Genomic DNA, 19356 nt, shown 5'->3' on the forward strand with positions numbered 1-19356 from the left:
TTGACCTGTACGGTGCCGTCGACTCGTTCATAGCCTATATTGCACGCGTCGAGGGGCTTTCTTCTAACACTGTTATCGCTTACGGCTCTCGTCTGGAGCGTTTTGCCACTTGGTGCGAGCGTGGGGATATCGATGCGCGCACGGCGGACGTACGTACCGTTCGTATGTATCTGGCGGAGCTGTCGCGCGAGCAGGTGGCGCCCAGGACGATTGCGGCGCACCTGTCTGCCATTCGTTCGTTCTATCGATGGATGGCTGCCGAGGGTCTTATCGATGGAGACGCTGTCTCTGCGATTGCCTCGCCCAAGCTTCCACGCGATTTGCCCGGAGTGCTGACCACCCAGCAGGTTAAGGCACTGCTTGCAGCGCCAGACGTTTCAACGCCTGCGGGACTGCGCGATGCGGCGATGCTCGAATTGCTCTATGCATCTGGGGCTCGCATCTCTGAGCTTGCGGCACTCAATGTTGAGTCCATTGCTTGGTCCGAGCGAACGCTGCGGCTTTGGGGTAAGGGGAGCAAGGAGCGTATCGTGCCCCTGTATCGGCGTGCTCTCGATGCGACCCGCCGCTATATTGAGGAAGGAAGACCGGAGCTTCTTGCTCAGGCAAAGCGTGGCGACGGTACGAACGGCGTGCATCCGCTGTTTATCTCGGCACGCGGCAACCGTATGAGCGCCGCCATGCTTAGGCGACGGTTTCATATGTTGGCGACGCTTGCGGGCATTCCTTCCGATATCGCCCCGCATGCGATGCGCCATACTTTTGCGACCGATTTGCTCGAGGGCGGAGCGGACTTGCGCTCTGTCCAGGAGTTGCTGGGGCATGCAAGCTTGTCCACCACGCAGATTTATACGCATCTCACGCCCGATCGGCTCAAACGCGCCGTTACCCAAGCTCTTCCGCGCGGCGAATAAGGCAGGAGATGGGTCCTATCCAATCGATCGCGCGTCCGTGTGTGTGGTTTTGATTTCGGGTTGGCAGAAAGATGTAATCCTGCTATCATTCATCGGGTTGCTTCACGGCAACAGGTTTTTATCACGCACGCGCGGCTACTTCATACCGTGGTGCCCGGGCTTTGGTAGCACATGTCCGGGTTGGTTTTGGAGGATGACCCCGCGCGGAGGCAAACCACAGGAGGTTTAACATGGCTACCAAGATTAATATCCGCACCCTGCTCGAGGCCGGCTGCCACTTCGGTCACCAGACCCGTCGCTGGAACCCCAAGATGAAGCCGTTCATCTTCGGTGAGCGCAACGGCATCTATATCCTCGACCTCAAGCAGACCATTCTTGACGCCGACCAGGCATACACCTTCGTCAAGAACGTTGCCAAGGGTGGCAACGTGCTGTTCGTCGGCACCAAGAAGCAGGCTCAGGAGGCCGTCAAGAACGCCGCTGAGCGCGCCAACATGCCTTACATCAACCAGCGTTGGCTCGGCGGCATGCTGACCAACTTCGTCACCATCCGCTCCCGCATCAACCGCATGGAGGAGCTCGAGGCCATGGTCGAGGACGGCCGCATGGCTGTTCTTCCCAAGAAGGAGCAGGCTGTTCTGGGTAAGGAGCTCGCTAAGCTCCAGACCAACCTCGGTGGCGCCCGCGACATGAAGGGCCTGCCCCAGGCTCTCTTCGTCATCGACACTAAGCGCGAGGAGAACGCCATCAAGGAGGCCCAGCGCCTGAACATCCCCGTCGTCGCTCTGATCGATACCAACTCCGATCCCGACGAGGTCGAGTACGGCATCCCCTGCAACGATGACGCCATCTCCGCTGTCACCCTTATGTGCGAGCTCATGGCCGACGCTTGCCTCGCTGGCTCCGGCAAGGAGCAGGTCTCCGAGGCCGAGATGGCCGCTGAGCCCAAGGCCGAGTAAATCAGTCCTAATTAAGTCTTTTTCATCTCTTTGAAAGGAACCACAATGGCCCAGATTACCGCCGCTATGGTCAAGCAGCTCCGCGAGATGACCGACTCCCCGATGATGGAGTGCAAGAAGGCTCTCGTCGAGGCTGACGGTGACATGGACGCCGCTGTTGACGTTCTGCGTAAGAACGGCCTCGCTAAGGCTGCCAAGAAGGCTGGCCGCGAGACCAACGAGGGCGCTGTCGCCGCGTTCGTCTCCGAGGATGGCAAGACCGGCGCTCTGCTCGAGCTCTCCTGCGAGACCGACTTCGTCGGCTCCAACGCCAAGTTCACCGGCTTTGCTTCCAAGGTCGCCGAGGTTGTCGCCACCACCGAGCCGGCCGATGTCGACGCTCTGCTCGAGAAGCCGATGGGCGAGGAGACCGTTTCCTCCGAGCTCACCGAGATGATTCACATCATGGGAGAGAACATGAAGATCTCCCGCTTCGCCGCCCGCAAGGCCGAGAACGGCGCTCTCGCTTCTTACATCCACATGGGTGGTAAGATCGGCGTCCTCGTCGAGTTTGCTTTCGAGAAGGCTGAGACCGCTCAGGCTGAGTCCTTCAAGACCTTTGCCCACGACGTTGCCCTTCAGGTTGCCGCTGTCGCTCCGATCTGCGCTACCCGCGATCAGGTTCCGGCCGAGACCGTCGAGCATGAGAAGCAGATCTACATGGCTCAGGCTGCCGAGTCCGGCAAGCCCGAGGCCATCCAGGAGAAGATGGCTGTTGGCCGTCTGGAGAAGTTCTACAAGCAGTCCGTGCTCACCGAGCAGGAGTTCATCAAGGACAGCTCCCTCACCATCAAGAAGTACGCTGAGCAGGTCTCCAAGGAGCTCGGCGATACCATTACCGTCGTTGCCTTCGACCGTCTGGTCCGTGGCGAGTAAATAAGCTCTTGTAGCTGGTAATGAGCAGGCTGTGGGTTTTACTCACAGCCTGCTTTTTCATGGCTCCAAGCAGAGCCTTTGATATCATATTGAGAGTCTAATTAAAGGAGGATCGCTTTGTCCGACATCCGATATAAACGCGTGCTTCTGAAGCTTTCCGGCGAAGCACTGATGGGCGATGGCCACTATGGCATCGACCCCAAGGTTACCGACCATCTTGCCAAGCAGGTCAAAGAGCTGCTCGCCGTTGGCCATGAGGTCGGCATCGTTGTCGGCGGCGGCAATATTTTCCGCGGCATGGCTGGAGCTGCCGGCGGTATGGAGCGTGCTCAGGCCGATTACATGGGCATGCTTGCAACCGTTATGAACGCGCTCGCCCTGCAGGATGCCTTCGAGCATAACGATGTTCCCTGCCGCGTTATGAGTGCCATCCAGATGAACGAGATTTGCGAGCCCTATATTCGTCGTCGCGCCATCAATCACCTGTCCAAGGGCAATGTCGTTATCTTCGCGGCCGGCTCGGGCAATCCGTACTTTACGACTGACACCGCCGCGGCCCTTCGCGCCTGCGAGATCGGTGCGGAGATTCTGATTAAGGCCACCAAGGTCGACGGTATCTACGACAAGGATCCCGTCAAGTGCGCCGATGCCGTCCGCTTTGACAAGATCACCTATCACGAGGTGCTCGTCCGCGGCCTGCAGGTTATGGATTCCACGGCTACGGCCCTGTGCCAGGATAACCGTATGCCCATTTTGGTCCTCAACATCGATGGCGAGGACAACGTCAAGCGCGCGCTTTCGGGTGAGCCCGTCGGCACGCTCGTCTATCAGGAGGATTAAGCATGGCAGAGAACATCACCGCCCACATGGACAAGTCGCTCGAGTCCCTCAAGCATAACTTCTCCAAGGTCCGTACCGGCCGAGCCAACGCTAACATTCTGTCCGACATCACCGTCGATTATTACGGTGTTCCCACGCCGGTCACGCAGGTTGCCGCCGTAAAGACCCCCGAGGCCCACATGCTGCTCATCGAGCCGTGGGATAAGGCGCTTATCAACGCCATCGTCAAGGCCATCGGCGCTTCCGATCTGGGTATTACCCCCAACTCCGATGGCACCGTTGTTCGTCTTCCGTTCCCGGCTCCCACCGAGGAGCGCCGTCGCGAGCTCGTCAAGGAGTGCCGCGAGTACGCCGAGCAGGCCAAGGTGTCTATCCGTAACATCCGTCGCGACTTTAACAACAAGCTCGAGCGCGATGAGGAGCTCACCGAGGACGACGTCCGCCGTGAGCAGGCCAAGGTGCAGAAGCATACCGACGAGTATGTCGCCAAGGTCGAGGAGCTTCTGAAGGAAAAAGAAGCCGAGGTCATGGAGATCTAAGGTGCAATACGACGAGAACAAACTGGTCGAGTACTTTGCCGACGCCCCTGCGGGCGTCGGTTTTTCCGACCTTGACCTCAATAATATTCCACATCATATCTCGTGCATCATGGACGGCAACGGTCGCTGGGCTACGGCGCGAGGTCTTGCCCGTACCGAGGGTCACAAGGCGGGTATCGTCTCCCTTCGTGAGATCATTACTGCCTGCGTGCGTCTGGGTGTCGACGTGCTTTCCGCCTATGCGTTTTCAACCGAAAACTGGAACCGCCCGCAGCATGAGGTTAACGTCTTGATGCATCTGTTTGCCAAGACGTTTATCGATGAGCTGCCGCTTCTGAAGCGCGAAAACGTGCGTGTTGTCTTTTTGGGTGATATTTCCGCGCTGCCCAAGAAGACCCGCGACGTTTTTGAATGCGGTCTTGCCGAGTGCGCCAATCACACCGGTATGACGCTGGCGCTTGCCGTCAACTACGGCGCTCGTGCCGAGATTACCCGTGCCGCTCGTCAGCTTGCGCTCGATGCCGCCTCCGGCAAGATCGACCCTGCTGCTATCGACGATGATATGGTTGCTTCGCGCCTGTACACCGCCGGTCTTCCCGATCCCGAGCTGGTCATTCGCACCTCTGGTGAGCTTCGCCTTTCGAACTATCTGCTGTGGCAGGTGGCTTATTCCGAGTTCTATGTCACCGATACCTATTGGCCTGACTTTGATCGTTGGGGCCTTGTCGACGCCATTTTGGCCTATCAGGGCCGTGACCGTAGGTTTGGTGGACTAAGCAAGACCGAGGAGGCTTAATCGTGTCCGATCGTCCCAAGGCATCTGCTCCCAAGACGCCTGCGCGCAAAGCTGCCACTGCGGGAGCGCCTGCAGCGAAGAGCGGCACCGGTTCGTGGCTTGCGGGCTTTATTACCCGTGCCGCCGCCGGTATCGTCTACGCCGTCGTCTTTATCCTGTGCCTGGTTTTGGGTATCGTGCCCACCGCCATTTTTGTCTCTGTCATGAGCGGGCTTTGCTGCTTTGAGTTTTTCCGTATGACGAGGCTCGATGGCAAGGTCGCCAACGAGCACCTGGGCATTATTGCCGCCGTGCTCTTTCCGTTATCGGCGCTTGGCGATTCGCTTTTGCTGAACGCCCTGCTTTTTGCACTGATGCTCGCGGTGGGCATTTGGTATGTTTGGTCGCCGCGTACCCGCATCTCTGATGTGGCCGTGACGCTCATGGGTCCCATCTACACAGGCTTTATGCTGTCGGCTATTGTGCTGCTGCGCGATGCCGTGCCCGGTTTTGCCGGCGCCCTGCTTTCAGTGGGTGTTTGCGCGTCCCTTTGGGTCTCCGATTCGTTTGCCTACATCGTGGGCAGTCGTATCGGCAAACACAAGATGGTTCCCAAGATCTCTCCCAACAAGAGCTGGGAGGGCTTTGTTGGTGGCATCTTGGGCTCGGTTCTCATCTGGCTCATTTTGTGGGTGACGCATCTCTATAAGCTGAGCTTGCCCTATGCGCTGCTTTGCGGCGTGGTTGTGTCCATCCTGGGCGTTATTGGCGACCTTATCGAGTCGCGCATCAAGCGCGGTGTGGGCGTCAAGGATTCCGGTAACCTTATCCCGGGCCACGGCGGCATGCTCGATCGAAGCGATTCGCTTATCTTCGGCTGCATCACCGCGCAGCTGATGCTGATGATCGGAGGCGTGCTGTAATGTCCTTCCAGACGACCTATGGCTCCGATGGACGTCTCCGTGTTGCCATCCTGGGCTGTACGGGCTCTATCGGTACCCAGGCGCTCGATGTTTGCCGTCAGCATGCCGATCGTCTGCAGGTGACGGCTCTTTCCGTTAATTCCAGTACCACTGAGCTCGTTGCGTTTGCCCGTGAGTTTTCGGTTCCGGCTGTTGCCATCGCAGATACCGCTCACGGGTCTGATGCCGTGCTGCAGGAGCTGCCTCAGGGCACGAACGTCGGCGTTGGTGCGCAGGCGGTCTGTGATCTCGCGTGCCGTGATGATGTCGATTGCGTGCTCGTTGCCATTGTTGGCGCGGCTGGTCTCGAGGCAAGCCATGCTGCCTTGATCTCGAATAAGCGCCTTGCCCTTGCCAATAAGGAGTCGCTCGTTGTTGGCGGTGACCTGCTGATGCCGTTGGCACAGCCCGGTCAGCTTATCCCGGTCGATTCCGAGCACTCTGCAATTTACCAATGCTATCTGGGTGAGAATCCGCGCGAGGCCCATTGTATTTGGCTTACCTGCTCGGGCGGTCCGTTCTTTGGCCGTTCGCGCGAGGAACTCGACCGTGTGACGCGCGCCGATGCCCTGGCGCACCCTACGTGGGCTATGGGTGCCAAGATCACGATTGACTCCGCTACCCTCATGAACAAGGGCCTGGAGCGTATCGAGGCGATGCACCTGTTCGGTTGCGACCTCGACTTTATCAACGTGGTCGTGCAGCGCCAGTCAAAGATTCATTCGATGGTCGAGTTTGCCGACGGCTCCGTGATGGCGCATCTAGGGGTATCTGACATGCGCATTCCCATCCAGTTTGCCTTCTCGTATCCCGAGCGCTGGGATACTCCGGCTCCGCGCATCGATTTCCGCGAGTTGGGTCGGCTTACCTTTGATGCGGCCGACATGGATACGTTCCGCTGCCTGGCGCTGGCCGAGCGTGCGGGCAAGACGGGCGGCACCATGCCGTGCGTGCTCAATGCCGCCAACGAGGTCGCCGTCGATGCCTTCCTGCATGATGGCTGCAGTTTTACCGATATCGATCGCATTGTGGAATCCTGTATGGATGCGCATGATGCGCAGACGGTTGATTCGTTTGAACAGCTTCGCGGTATCGATGCGTGGGCGCGTGAAAAGGCCGCGCAAGTGCTCGTCGCAACCCGTTCTTAACCCATAAGGATTGCTTTTTCGTTTTATGGAAACTGTTCTGAGCGTTCTCTCATCGGTCTTTTGGGGCCTGCTGATGCTTTCCGTCCTCGTGTTTTTGCACGAGGGCGGCCACTTTTTGGCGGCGCGTGCCTGCGGCGTCCGGGTGACTGAGTTCTTTTTGGGCCTGCCGTGTCGCTTTGATATCCATCATACGTCTCGTCGGATCGGCACCAAGTTTGGCGTGACCCCGCTGTTGCTGGGTGGGTATGCTGCCATCTGTGGCATGGATCCGACCGATGTCTCGTATGCCGATCGCGTGCTTGCCGCCATCTATCGCCACGGCCGTGTGACGGTGGCCGATCTTGCCGTCGAGCTTGAGCTGTCCGAGGAGGATGTGCTCGAGGCCTGTGCTTTGCTGCTGGGTTGGGGCTCCATAGCTCCTTGGTATGAAGAAGGGGAAAAGCCTTCGCCTGGTTACTATCCCACCAAGTACCAGACCCTGCCGCGTGATGCGGCGGGTTATACCACCTTTGACGGCCGTCGGTTCGATCGCGAGCACGCGACTGCCGAGGGTGATGTATGGGAACTGCCGTGCGGCGAGGCCGAATTCCTTGCACGCGAGCGCTCGCACACCTATTTGGGTCAGGTCTTTGTCAAGCGTGCCTTTATGCTGCTTGCGGGCATTATCGTCAATATCCTGACGGGCTTTTTGCTCCTTATGAGCATCTATTCCATCGCGGGTGTCACGGTGCCGGTGGACACCAATGTGATCGGCCAGGTTGACGAAGGCTCGATTGCCTCCGCGGCGGGAATCGAGGATGGCGACGCGATTCTTTCGGTCGACGGAATATCGTGCTCTACCTGGATGGACGTTTACGATGCCATTGGCAAGGCTGCCGGTAAGGACGATATCGCCATTGAGTACGAGCGTGACGGCAAGAAGCATTCGACCACGGTTGCGCTCAAAGAGGACGAACGCCTAGGTGTGTATGTCTCTACGCAGGTGGTCCGTTTAGACCCCATCACGTCGGCTCGCCTGTCGTTCTCCTATGTCGTGCAGACAGCGGAGGGCGTGATGCGCCTGCTCCAGCCTCAGCATACGATGGAGATTCTCGATCGGTCCTCTTCGATCGTGGGTATTAGCGTTATGTCCTCACAAGCTGCTGCTGCCGGCCCTGCCACGTTCCTTTCGTTTGCCGCCCTCATTTCGTTCTCGCTTGGCTTTATGAACCTGCTGCCCATCCCGCCACTCGATGGCGGCAAGTTGGTCATCGAGATCATTCAAAAGATTGCGGGCCGCGAGCTTCCGCTCAAGGTCCAGACGATTGTGAGCTATGTGGGCATCGCGCTCTTTGCGCTGCTGTTTGTCTATATGCTTCGTTCCGACATCCTTCGATTTATTCTGTAGGGGAGTGTTTGGATTGTCTTTATCCCATCCTTTGCCTCGCGAGTTGACGCGCCCCGTGCATGTGGGCGGCGTGCAGATCGGTGGAGGCGCGCCGGTGGCGGTCCAATCTATGACCTGCACCGATACCGCTGATGCTCAGGCAACGCTCGCGCAAGTGTGCGCGTTGGCGCAGGCTGGCTGCGATATCGTGCGCGTGAGTGTGCCCACCGAGGCCGCGCTTGAGGGTTTCCGCACCATCTGTGCCGAGTCTCCGGTGCCGATCGTTGCCGACATCCACTTTAACCATAAGCTCGCCATTGGTGCCGTTGAGGCCGGTGCTGCCAAGCTGCGCATCAATCCCGGCAATATCGGCGATTGGGCCAAGGTTGACGCGGTGATCGATGCTGCGGGTGCCGCGGGCTGTGCGATTCGTATCGGCGTCAATGCTGGTTCGCTTGAGCAGGATATAGCTGAGCGCGACGACCTCACGCAGCCCGAAAAGCTCGTGATGTCGAGCGAACGTTTTGTCAAGCATTTTGAAGACCGCGGCTTTACGAACATTGTGCTATCGGCCAAGGCCCATAGCGTGCAAACGACGCTCGACACCTATCGTGCCCTGTCGCGTGAGATTCCCCACGTTCCGCTCCACCTGGGCGTTACCGAGGCGGGTACCAAGCTGCAGGGCACCATCAAGAGCTCGGTGGGCCTTGGCATCCTGCTGTCCGAGGGAATCGGTGACACCATGCGCGTTTCGCTCACGGCCGATCCGGTTGAGGAGCCGCCGGTCGCCTGGGGAATTTTGCAGTCGCTGGGCCTGCGTCGCCGCGGCCCCGAGATTGTCTCGTGCCCCACGTGCGCCCGCTGTCAGGTTAACCTGATCGCAATCGCCGAGGAAGTAACCGAGCGGCTTAAGAACTATGCCGCGCCACTTTCGATTGCCGTCATGGGATGTGCCGTCAATGGCCCCGGTGAGGCTTCTGATGCCGACCTGGGCGTTGCCTGCGGACGTGGTCAGGGCCTGCTCTTTTCGCATGGCCAGATCATTGGTAAAGTAGCGGAGGACCAAATTGTCGACGCGCTTATGGCCGAGGTCGACAAGCTTATTGAGGAGAAATAAATGACCCGAGCAATGTATATGTCTAAGCTGTATGCTCCGACGCTCAAAGAGGATCCGGCCGACGCTGAGCTTGCGAGCCATCGCCTGCTGCTCCGTGCCGGTATGATCCGCAAGGAGGCCGCCGGTCTCTATTCCTATCTGCCGCTCGCGTGGCGCTCGATTCGCAAGATTGAGAACATCGTGCGCGACGAGATGGACGCCGCCGGCGCCCAGGAGCTCATGATGCCCATCATGGTCGATGCCGAGCTGTGGCGTGAGTCCGGCCGTATCGATGCCTATGGCAAGGAGCTCGTGCGCTTTGATGACCGCCACGGCCGCGAGTTCGTGCTCGGCCCCACGCACGAGGAGACCGTGACTGCCCTGGTGCGCAACGAGCTGCGTTCATACAAGCAACTGCCGGTGAATCTCTATCACATCCAGGACAAGTTCCGCGACGAGTTCCGTCCCCGCTTTGGCCTGATGCGCGGTCGCGAGTTCATCATGAAAGACGCCTACAGCTTTTCTGCCACGCAGGAGAGCCTGCAGGAGGAGTATGACAAGATGAAGCAGGCCTACGCCAATATCTGCGAGCGCTGCTACATTAAGGCCCTGCCCGTCGTCGCCGATTCCGGCGAGATCGGTGGCGACACCTCCGTCGAGTTCATGGCGCTGGCAGATGCCGGCGAGGCTTCGCTGGTCTACTGCGACGATTGTGGCTTTGCTGCCGATGACGAGGCGGCAAGCACCAAGGTCGTTGTGACCGAGGGCCCCGGCGACGGCACGCTCACCAAGGTCGAGACTCCGGGTATGGGCACCATCGAGGCCGTCGCCAAGTTCTTCGGCTTCCCCGAGAACGGTACGCGCAAGTCGCTGGCTCTCATCGACGCCGAGGGCAAGCCGGTTGTGGCCATCGTTCCGGGCGATCATGAGCTCAACGACTGCAAGGCCGAGCATGTCTTTGGCAAGGGCTATCGCATGATGACCGACGAGGAGCTCCAGACCTACGGTCTGCATAAGGGCTTTATCGGACCGGTTAACCTGCCCGAGGGCATTCGTCTGGTCTGCGACGATAGCCTGCGCGAGTCCAAGCAGTGGGCCTGCGGTGCCAACGAAGTCGACTATCACTTTACCGGTGCCTGCCCCGAGCGCGACTTTACCGTCGACGAGTGGGCCGACCTGGTTACCGTCGTTGCCGGCGACCCTTGCCCGCACTGCGGCAAGCCGCTCTCCGCTGCTCGCGGTATCGAGGTTTCCCAGGTCTTCCAGCTGGGCACCAAGTACTCCGAAGCCATGGGTGCCACCTTTATGGACGAGGACGGCAAGGAGAAGCCGCTTATCATGGGTTGCTACGGCGTGGGCGTGTCCCGCTCGCTCGCTGCCGTCGTGGAGCAGCACAACGACGAGCACGGTATCGTTTGGCCGGTCTCCGTTGCCCCTTACGAGGTTGCGGTGATTCCGCTCGACCCCAAGAAGGAGGAGTGCGCTTCTGTTTGCGATCAAATCGTCGAGGGTCTGTGCGCCGAGGGTATCGAGGTTGTCGTAGACGACCGTGACGAGCGTCCCGGCTTTAAGTTTGCCGACAACGACCTTATGGGCTTCCCTTATCAGGTGGTGCTCGGCAAGCGCGGCCTTAAGAACGGCACCGTCGAGCTCAAGGATCGTGCTACGGGCGAGCGCGAGGATGTGGCGATCGATGAGGTTGTCGCCAAGGTGGCTGAGCTTGTGAAAGCAGCACGCCGTTAATCGAGCCCGCTGCGTTTAGTGCACTTGTTAAGCGGCCCTGCGTCTCTCGAGGTAGAGATGCAGGGCCGCTTTTGCGTCTAAGGGACATTTGTTGCTAAAAGGAAAACCCCGCAGCCCATGCGAGCTGCGGGGTTTTCCTTTGTGCCTCCGATGCGAAATAAATCGCTCAGATATTACTGATAATCGACGACGTCGATCCAGTTCTTAAGGAACTCATCGTTCACGTTGCGCTTACGAGCGAGCTCGGAAGCGGCGACGATGCTCGTCCACTGACGCACGACCTGCATGGGCATGTCGGCGCGATCGCAGTAGAGCTCCAGGTAGGCCTCGGCCTGGTCCTTGCTGTTGAGGGCAAAGAGCAGGTAGGTGGTGGCAACGTCGGCAGCAGGGGAGCCCTGGGTGGCGTGTGCCCAGTCGCAGACGTACAGCTGGCCGTCGTCGCCAACGATGACGTTGGAGGGGTTGAAGTCACCGTGGCAGACCTTGAACTCCTTGGTCATGCCGTCCAGACGCTCCTGAAGATTGTAGCGCGTGGTGGCATTGAGCTGATCGAGGCTGTCGATCATGCGGGCGAACTTGTCGCGCTGACGGTTGAGCAGCGGGGAGGTGTAGCCGTGGATCTCGATCTGGAGGTCGACGAACATCTCGAGGTACTCACCAAAGCGCTGGGGCTCGGCAGTCATCTTCTCGGCAAGGGTGGTGCCCGGAACCTTCTCGGTCACGAGCGCCCAGCCGTTGGCGTTCTCGAGCTGAGAAACCTCGAGAGCCTTGGGGCTGCGGATGCCGCACTCATTGATGCGGGCAAGATTCAAAGCCTCGTTGAACACGTCGGAGACGGGCTTGGTCTCGTTAAAGACCTTGACGATCTTGTCGCCCAGGTCGTAAACGACTTTGTTGCCGCGACGGACGAGCTCGGTCTTGGATTCGGGGAGCAGCATGATTGCATCCTTTCAACGATGCGATAGAAGCAGCGGCGGGGGCGTGCGTGCGCCCGTTCACCCCCGCCGAAATAACCGTGCTAAAAACTAGCAGACGGCGTAGTCCTGGGGCTCGCGGCCATAGTAGGCGTCCAGGTAGAGCTCCTTGATCTCGCTCATGAGCGGGTAGCGCGGGTTAGCGCCGGTGCACTGGTCGTTGAATGCCTGCTCGGTCATCTCGTCGAGGGTGTCGAGGAAGTACTGCTCGTCAACACCGTAGTCGGCGATGGTCTTCTTGACACCGATGAAGTCCTTGAGCTCCTCGAGCTTCGTGATGAAGTTCTCGAAGACCTCCTTGTCGTCCTTGCCCTCGATGCCGCAGTACTTGGCCATCTCGGCGTAGTTGTGCAGCGCGTTGGGGTAAGGATACTGGGAGAACGTGCCCATCTTGACGGGGGCCTCGGCGGCGTTGTAGCGCATGACGCGAGTCAGGATGATGGCGTTGGCGATGCCGTGGGGCAGGTGATGGAAGGCACCGAGCTTGTGGGCCATGGAGTGGTTGAGGCCCAGGAAGGCGTTGGCGAAGGCCATACCGGCCATGCAGGAGGCGTTGTGCATCTCCTCGCGGGCATGCGGGTCCTTGGCGCCGTTTTCGAAGCTGGAGGGCAGGTTCTCGAAGACGAGCTTGGCAGCGCGCTCGGAGAGGCCCTTGGTGTAGTCGGAGGCCATGATGGAGACATAGGACTCGATGGCGTGGGTCATGACGTCGATGCCGGAGGCGGCGGTCAGGCCGCGCGGGGCGGTCATGCAGTTGTCGGCGTCAACGATAGCCATGTTGGGGAGCAGTGCGTAGTCGGCGAGCGGCCACTTGATGCCGGTCTCCTTGTCGGTGATGATGGCGAACGGCGTGCACTCGGAACCGGTGCCCGAAGAGGTCGGGACGGCGACGAAGTAGGCCTTCTTGCCCATCTCGGGGAAGGTGAAGATACGCTTGCGGATGTCCATGAAGTCCATGGCCATGTCCTCAAACTTGCACTCGGGGTGCTCGTACATCATCCACATGATCTTGCCGGCGTCCATAGCGGAGCCGCCGCCGACGGCGATGATGACGTCCGGCTCAAAGAGAGCCATCTGCTTGGCGCCGCGACGTGCGCACTGCAGCGACGGATCGGGCTCGACGTCGTAGAAGCAGTCGTGGGCGATGCCCATCTCGTCGAGCTTGGCCTCGATGGCGCGGGTGTTGCCATTCTTGAAGAGGAACTGGTCGGTGACGATAAAGGCGCGCTTCTTGCCCATGACGCTGCCCAGCTCGTCGAGAGCGACGGGCGTGGAACCCTTCTTGAAGTAGACCTTCTCGGGAGCGCGGAACCACAGCATGTTTTCACGGCGCTCGGCCACAGTCTTAACGTTGATCAAGTGCTTCACCCCAACGTTCTCGGAGACGGAGTTGCCGCCCCAGGAGCCGCAGCCCAGGGTCAGAGACGGCTTCATGCCAAAGTTGTACAGGTCACCGATGCCGCCGTGCGAGGACGGGGTGTTGATGACGATACGGCAGGCCTTCATGACATGCTCGAACAGGCTGATCTTATCGGCCTGGGCGGGATGCACGTACAGAGAGGCGGTGTGGCCCGGGCCACCGGCGAGTACCAGGTGCTCGGCCTTGTCGACGGCCTCCTGGAAGTCCTTGGCGTGATACATGGCCAGGACAGGGGAGAGCTTCTCGTGGGAGAACTCCTCCTTGGCGGGGTCGGTGGAGGTGACCTCGGCGATCAGGATCTTGGTCTTGGCGGGAACCTCGATACCGGCGAGTTCGGCGATCTTGGCGGCAGCCATGCCGGGGATGCGGTGATCGAGAGCGCCGTTCTTGAACATGGCGCCGCGCAGGGCCTCCATCTCGGCACCCTGCTTGACGAAGTAGCAGCCGCGCTTCTGGAATTCGGCCTTAACCTGGTCATAGATGGTGTCGATGACGGTCACGGACTGCTCGGAAGCGCAGATCATGCCGTTGTCGAAGGTCTTGGAGTGGATGATGGAGTTGACGGCGAGCAGCACGTCGGCGGTGTCGTCGATGACGACCGGGGTGTTACCGGCGCCAACGCCCAGGGCGGGCTTGCCCGAGGAGTAGGCGGCCTTGACCATGCCCGGGCCACCTGTGGCGAGGATGATGTCGACATCGCGCATGACCATGTTGGTCAGCTCGATGGAGGGGACATCGACCCAGCCGATGATGCCCTCGGGGGCGCCGGCCTTGACGGCGGCGTCAAGCACGAGCTTGGCGGCGGCGATGGTGCACTTGGCGGCAGCCGGGTGCGGGGAGATGATGATGGCGTTGCGGGTCTTCAGGCTGATCAGCGTCTTGAAGATCGCGGTGGAGGTGGGGTTGGTCGTCGGGATGACGGCGCCCACGATGCCGATGGGCTCAGCGATCTTGGTGATGCCGTAGGCCTCGTCGCGCTCAATGACACCACAGGTCTTGGTGTTCTTGTAAGCGTTGTAGATGTACTCTGCGGCGTAGTGGTTCTTGATGACCTTGTCCTCAAGAACGCCGCGACCGGTCTCCTCGATGGCCATCTTCGCCAGCGGGATACGAGCCTTGTTGGCGGCCATGGCGGCCTCGTAGAAGATCTTGTCGACCTGCTCCTGCGTGTACGTAGCAAAAAGCGCCTGGGCCTCTCGCATCTGAGCGAGCTTAGCCTCAAGCGCCTCTACGTTGTCCACAATTGCGGGAGTAGTGTTTTCCGGTGACTTTTTCACCATTTGTGTCTCCTTGCGATCGGAGATTTACCCTACGTGTTGCATGATAGCAAGAAATTATTCGGCGAACGGTAAGATTCCCGTAAAAGGCACACTAAAACGCTTCAATCTACTGAAGCGTTTTAATTAAAATATCAGCCTGGCATCGGCCCGCTCATTGGGGACAGACTTATATGAGTGCTTTCATTCATTTGGGACAGACATCGTTTTGCCATTTCGCTGTTCTGGACCTGTTATGGCGGTGCAGCTGCTCGATTATATCCATCTCAATCCTGTGAAAGGTGCGCTCGACTCACTCGAGGCGTACCGATGGTCAAGCTTCAAGGCATATCAGCTGGGCTACGATCCCTTTGACATTTGTGACGCGGCCCCTATGCTCGATATTGTCGGAGGCTCCCGTTGCTATTGCGAACATCTCAAGGAAGCTGCCGGGCGCATCTGGTCGGTGGAGGTTCTTCCACGCCGTCGGATCCCCGATGAGGAGGCCCTTTCCGTTGCGCGCGAAGTCCTGCCGAGCATAGATCCTACGCTGCTTAAGGCCCTGCCACGCCCCGAACGCGATGCCTGCCTGCTGAGGCTCCGGCAGGCACATCTCACGGTCAAGCAAATTGCCCGTATCACCGGTATCGGCGCTACAAGTGTGACCAAGGCCACCGCGGGCTGGAAGGAAGCTGCGTGAGGCAGGGGCCGGAGCTAGTCGGGGCGCCGCAGACATGCATCATGTCTGTCCCCAATGAGTGAAAACACCCATGTAAGTCTGTCCCCAATGAGCGAAAACACCCATGTAAGTCTGTCCCCAATGAGTGCAAAAAGGCGCCCTCCACAAGAGAGGACGCCTTTGGTAAGTTCTATGTGAACGCGAGGTCTTTGACCCGGAGAGTCCGAGGTACTTGTTGGTAAGACCTTATTTAGGAGCGCGCAACCTTGCCAGACTTAAGGCAGGTGGAGCAAACGTTCATCTTGCGACGGTGACCATCGACGACGACGTAGACACGCTGGATGTTGGGGCGGAACTTACGGTTGGTGACGCGGTGAGAGTGGCTGATGGAGCGACCGGCAACGGGGTGCTTACCGCAAACTTCGCAAACTTTGGACATAACTGACCCTCCTTGGGCGACAAACGAACATGTCGCGTTAACAAACAAGCCTGAACTATAGCACAGAAGCAGCTCCCTGTGCGTAATCTACACAGAGATATTTCTCTTATGGCGATAGTGCCCACGCTACGGCCCTGGACGTAGATCCGATTTGCGTGTAGCAGAGGGGATTATGCCAGCTCGCATCGACGTTTTCAAGCTTGTCCCGCAAATATATATAGGTTTATGGAGCGTTGAGTCCGTTTGCGGATTGCTTCGTATTAATGCTCGCAATTAAGCTCGGGGTTGGCTACACTATCCCTTGACCATTAAAGGGGTACGAGATACCCACATGGATTTATATTGCTGCCATAGAGCAGTCCTTCCTGTGGGTGTCTGGTCCGCTTTGAGCGGTCGGGCATCTATTTTTTTGACTGTATCAGCAGTCAAGACATGTGAGGAAGGAGATCGATGGGCACGACTTCCCCCAAGGCGGTCATCATGGACGAGACCGCCGTCAACCGAGCGATGACCCGCATCGCGCACGAGATTCTCGAGCGCAACGAGGGCTGTGAAGACCTCGCTCTGGTCGGCATCGTCACGCGCGGCGACCTTCTGGCAAAGAAGCTCGCCGAGGCGATCAAGGAGATCGAGGGTGTTGACGTTCCGCTCGGCAGTCTGGACATCAGCTTCTATCGCGATGACTATGCGACTAACTTCGCTCCCGCGATCCACGCTACCAACATTCCCTTCAGCGTCGACGGCAAGCGCGTCGTTTTGGTGGACGACATCCTGTACACGGGCCGCACCATCCGCGCCGCTCTGGACGCCGTTATGGACCTGGGCCGTCCGAGCCGCATCGAGCTGGCAGTTCTCGTTGACCGCGGTCACCGTGAGCTCCCTATCTCGCCGGACTTTGTCGGCAAGAACGTTCCCTCGTCGCACGAGGAGAACGTGCACCTATATATGAAGGAAGTCGACGGCCGTACCGCTGTCGAGATCAACGACGTCGCGCCGGGTTCCCACGTGGGCTCCGCGCCGCTGGGAGGTGAGTAGTACCGTGGCGTTCAATCATAAGCACCTGATCGACATTACCGAGTACTCCGAAGAGGACATCAAGCTCATCCTCGAGACCGCCAAGGCGTTCTCCGAGGTCAACGAGCGTGCCATCAAGAAGGTCCCCACGCTCAAGGGCAAGACCATCGTCAATATGTTCAACGAGCCCTCGACGCGTACCCGCAGCTCCTTCGAGCTCGCCGAGAAGCGTCTTTCGGCCGACAGCCTCAACTTTGGCGGCTCCTCGACCTCCACGGTCAAGGGCGAGAGCCTCGTCGATACCGTCGAGACGCTCAACGCCTACAAGATCGACTGCATCGTCGTGCGCGACAAACATGCCGGTGCCCCCTACATCGTCACGCAGAATTCGCCTGCGAGTGTTATCTGCGCCGGTGACGGTAAGCACAACCACCCCACGCAGGCTCTGCTCGACCTGTACACCATCTGGGAGCACAAGGGTGACTTCCACGGTCTGAAAGTCGCCGTCGTCGGCGACATCGCCCACTCCCGCGTTTGCGGCTCGCTGATCCCCGCGTTGAAGATCATGGGCTGCGAGACCTACGCCGTCGCCCCCGGCACGCTGCTGCCGCCGGCGCCCGAGGTTCTGGGCTGCGACCACGTGACGAGCGACCTCGATTCCGTCCTGCCCGAGCTGGACGTCGTCTACATGCTGCGCGTACAGCAGGAGCGCCTCGAGGGTGCCCCGTTCCCGACCATTCGCGAGTACCACAAGCTTTTCGGCCTGACCAAGGACCGTGAGAAGCTCATGAAGCCCGACGCGATCATTTGCCACCCGGGCCCCATCAACCGCGGCGTCGAGTTCGACTCCTATATGGCCGACCACCCGCAACGCTCCGTCATCCTGGAGCAGGTCTACGCCGGTATCTGCGTGCGTATGGCTATCCTGTATCTGCTGCTTGGAGGTGCCGATAATGGCCTTGCTTCTTAAGAATGCCCACGTCGTCGATCCGTCCGTCGAGCTTGACGGTGTCGTTGACGTCCTGATCGACGGCGACAAGATCGCCGAGGTCGGCGAGAACCTCGCCGCCGAGGGAGCCGAGGTCCGCGACCTTTCCGGTAAGTACCTTGTCCCTGGCCTGGTGGACATGCACGTCCACCTGCGCGAGCCCGGCTACGAGGTCAAAGAGGACATCGAGAGCGGCACCCGCGCAGCTGCCAAGGGCGGCTTCACTGGCGTGTGCGCCATGCCCAACACCGACCCCGTTACCGATAACGGTACCGTTGTTGAGTTCATCAAGTCCCGCGCTGCCGAGGTCGGCCACTGCCGCGTCTATCCTTCTGGCGCCATGACCCGCGGTCTTAAGGGCGAGGCTATGTCCGAGATGGGCGATATGGTCGCCCACGGCGCCGTCGCCTTCACCGACGACGGTCGCGGCGTGCAGGGTGCAGGCATGCTCCGTCGCTGCATGGATTACGGCAAGATGTTCGGCAAGGTCTTCATGAGCCATTGCCAGGACGAGGACCTGGTCGGCCACGGCCAGATCAACGAGGGCAAGGTTTCGACTCGTCTGGCCCTCGAGGGCTGGCCGGCTGCCGGCGAGGAGCTCCAGATCGCCCGCGACATCGAGATCGCAAAACTGACCGGTGCCAAGCTGCACATCCAGCACATCTCCACCGCCCATGGCCTGGAGCTCGTGCGTGCCGGCAAGGCCGCTGGCGTTCAGGTTACCTGCGAGGCCACCCCGCATCACATGTTCCTGACCGAGAACGACCTGGACGAGACCTACAACACCTCGCTCAAGGTTAACCCGCCGCTGCGTACCGACGAGGATGCCGAGGCCATCCGCCAGGGTGTCATCGACGGCACCGTCGACGTCATCGTCACCGATCACGCTCCCCACACGCCGTGGGAGAAAGCCCGTGAGTTCGAGCTCGCGCCCTTTGGCATGATCGGCCTCGAGACCTCGCTGTCGCTCGTGCTCACCGAGCTGGTCAACACGGGCAAGATGGGTATGGGCCGCATGGTCGAGCTCATGGCTATTAAGCCGCGTGAGATCCTGGGCCTCGACCAGGTTCAGGTCAAGGCGGGCTCTGTTGCCGACCTGACCGTCTTCGACGCGTCTGTCACCTGGACGGTCGGCGAGGACGGTTACGAGTCGCGCGCCGAGAACTCCGGTTTTGCCGGCCGCACGCTCACCGGTCGTGCCACCGATGTGTTTGTCGGCGGTAAACAGACGCTTGCCGACGGCTGCATCTGCTAGCATAGCCTTATCGCTTTTGCGCGCGGTGCCCTTGCGGTGCCGCGCTTTCTGTTCGTTTGGTCCATGCAACTGCA

Annotated in this window: 18 protein-coding genes; 15 read left to right on the forward strand and 3 right to left on the reverse strand. The window is 59.6% G+C overall.

From position 1 onward, the window contains the following. Positions 1 to 5: 5 nt before the first annotated feature. The 11 genes from ACTQVX_RS06415 (at position 6) to ACTQVX_RS06465 (ending at position 11257) form a co-directional block, all read left to right on the forward strand. On the forward strand, positions 6 to 914 hold the full coding sequence (locus tag ACTQVX_RS06415) for a tyrosine recombinase (protein WP_441560634.1): 909 nt from the start codon (positions 6 to 8) through the stop codon (positions 912 to 914). A gap of 230 nt (positions 915 to 1144) precedes the next feature. After that, positions 1145 to 1873 (forward strand): 30S ribosomal protein S2, encoded by a 729-nt coding sequence (gene rpsB / locus ACTQVX_RS06420; protein WP_055285135.1) that lies wholly within the window; start codon positions 1145 to 1147, stop codon positions 1871 to 1873. A 45-nt stretch (positions 1874 to 1918) separates the two neighbouring features. Further along, complete coding sequence (gene tsf, locus ACTQVX_RS06425; RefSeq protein WP_022094736.1) at positions 1919 to 2788, forward strand: translation elongation factor Ts; 870 nt, start codon at positions 1919 to 1921, stop codon at positions 2786 to 2788. A gap of 117 nt (positions 2789 to 2905) precedes the next feature. Then, the gene (gene pyrH / locus ACTQVX_RS06430; RefSeq protein WP_427717558.1) at positions 2906 to 3628 is read left to right on the forward strand and encodes a UMP kinase; all 723 of its coding nucleotides are present in this window, start codon (positions 2906 to 2908) and stop codon (positions 3626 to 3628) included. Positions 3629 to 3630: 2 nt separating this feature from the next. Further along, positions 3631 to 4167 carry a ribosome recycling factor gene (gene frr, locus ACTQVX_RS06435; protein WP_006236112.1) on the forward strand — a complete coding sequence of 179 codons (537 nt, stop codon included), beginning with the start codon at positions 3631 to 3633 and terminating at the stop codon, positions 4165 to 4167. Between the two features lies 1 nt (position 4168). Next, a complete protein-coding gene (locus tag ACTQVX_RS06440; protein ID WP_441560610.1) occupies positions 4169 to 4963 on the forward strand; it encodes an isoprenyl transferase in 795 nt (264 codons plus the stop codon). Positions 4964 to 4965: 2 nt separating this feature from the next. After that, complete coding sequence (locus tag ACTQVX_RS06445) at positions 4966 to 5865, forward strand: phosphatidate cytidylyltransferase (RefSeq protein WP_427717552.1); 900 nt, start codon at positions 4966 to 4968, stop codon at positions 5863 to 5865. Continuing rightward, the gene (dxr, locus tag ACTQVX_RS06450) at positions 5865 to 7052 is read left to right on the forward strand and encodes a 1-deoxy-D-xylulose-5-phosphate reductoisomerase (RefSeq protein ID WP_427717549.1); all 1188 of its coding nucleotides are present in this window, start codon (positions 5865 to 5867) and stop codon (positions 7050 to 7052) included. Before ACTQVX_RS06445 ends, dxr begins: the two co-directional genes overlap by 1 nt. A gap of 25 nt (positions 7053 to 7077) precedes the next feature. Further along, the gene (locus ACTQVX_RS06455) at positions 7078 to 8439 is read left to right on the forward strand and encodes a M50 family metallopeptidase (protein WP_441560611.1); all 1362 of its coding nucleotides are present in this window, start codon (positions 7078 to 7080) and stop codon (positions 8437 to 8439) included. A gap of 13 nt (positions 8440 to 8452) precedes the next feature. Then, positions 8453 to 9535, forward strand: a complete 1083-nt coding sequence (ispG, locus tag ACTQVX_RS06460) for a flavodoxin-dependent (E)-4-hydroxy-3-methylbut-2-enyl-diphosphate synthase (RefSeq protein WP_441067760.1) — start codon at positions 8453 to 8455, stop codon at positions 9533 to 9535. Between the two features lie 12 nt (positions 9536 to 9547). Next, positions 9548 to 11257, forward strand: a complete 1710-nt coding sequence (locus ACTQVX_RS06465) for a proline--tRNA ligase (protein ID WP_441560636.1) — start codon at positions 9548 to 9550, stop codon at positions 11255 to 11257. 173 nt (positions 11258 to 11430) lie between these two features. On the opposite strand, the gene ACTQVX_RS06470 is transcribed toward ACTQVX_RS06465, so the two are convergent. Together ACTQVX_RS06470 and adhE are read right to left on the reverse strand one after the other, a co-directional pair. After that, the gene (locus ACTQVX_RS06470) at positions 11431 to 12195 is read right to left on the reverse strand and encodes an aminoglycoside phosphotransferase family protein (protein ID WP_154516259.1); all 765 of its coding nucleotides are present in this window, start codon (positions 12193 to 12195) and stop codon (positions 11431 to 11433) included. Between the two features lie 87 nt (positions 12196 to 12282). After that, positions 12283 to 14931, reverse strand: coding sequence for a bifunctional acetaldehyde-CoA/alcohol dehydrogenase (adhE, locus tag ACTQVX_RS06475; RefSeq protein ID WP_427795671.1), 2649 nt, complete (start codon positions 14929 to 14931; stop codon positions 12283 to 12285). Between the two features lie 232 nt (positions 14932 to 15163). Between adhE and ACTQVX_RS06480 the strand changes: the two genes are divergently transcribed. Further along, positions 15164 to 15607 (forward strand): hypothetical protein, encoded by a 444-nt coding sequence (locus tag ACTQVX_RS06480; protein WP_441548254.1) that lies wholly within the window; start codon positions 15164 to 15166, stop codon positions 15605 to 15607. Between the two features lie 229 nt (positions 15608 to 15836). On the opposite strand, the gene rpmB is transcribed toward ACTQVX_RS06480, so the two are convergent. After that, a complete protein-coding gene (rpmB, locus tag ACTQVX_RS06485; RefSeq protein WP_022094725.1) occupies positions 15837 to 16025 on the reverse strand; it encodes a 50S ribosomal protein L28 in 189 nt (62 codons plus the stop codon). 450 nt (positions 16026 to 16475) lie between these two features. On the opposite strand from rpmB, the gene pyrR reads away from it, so the two are divergent. Genes pyrR through ACTQVX_RS06500 form a run of 3 tightly spaced genes read left to right on the forward strand, consistent with a single transcriptional unit; the run spans position 16476 to position 19282 of the window. Further along, complete coding sequence (gene pyrR, locus ACTQVX_RS06490) at positions 16476 to 17060, forward strand: bifunctional pyr operon transcriptional regulator/uracil phosphoribosyltransferase PyrR (RefSeq protein WP_138374176.1); 585 nt, start codon at positions 16476 to 16478, stop codon at positions 17058 to 17060. Between the two features lie 4 nt (positions 17061 to 17064). Then, positions 17065 to 18009: an aspartate carbamoyltransferase catalytic subunit gene (locus tag ACTQVX_RS06495; protein WP_035138537.1), complete on the forward strand. Its 945-nt coding sequence runs from the start codon at positions 17065 to 17067 to the stop codon at positions 18007 to 18009. Beyond that, on the forward strand, positions 17993 to 19282 hold the full coding sequence (locus ACTQVX_RS06500; protein ID WP_427717534.1) for a dihydroorotase: 1290 nt from the start codon (positions 17993 to 17995) through the stop codon (positions 19280 to 19282). The genes ACTQVX_RS06495 and ACTQVX_RS06500 overlap by 17 nt, the downstream gene beginning before the upstream one ends. Positions 19283 to 19356: the final 74 nt, after the last annotated feature.

The organism is Collinsella sp. LCP19S3_A6 (assembly GCF_052122015.1).
GTDB lineage: Bacteria > Actinomycetota > Coriobacteriia > Coriobacteriales > Coriobacteriaceae > Collinsella.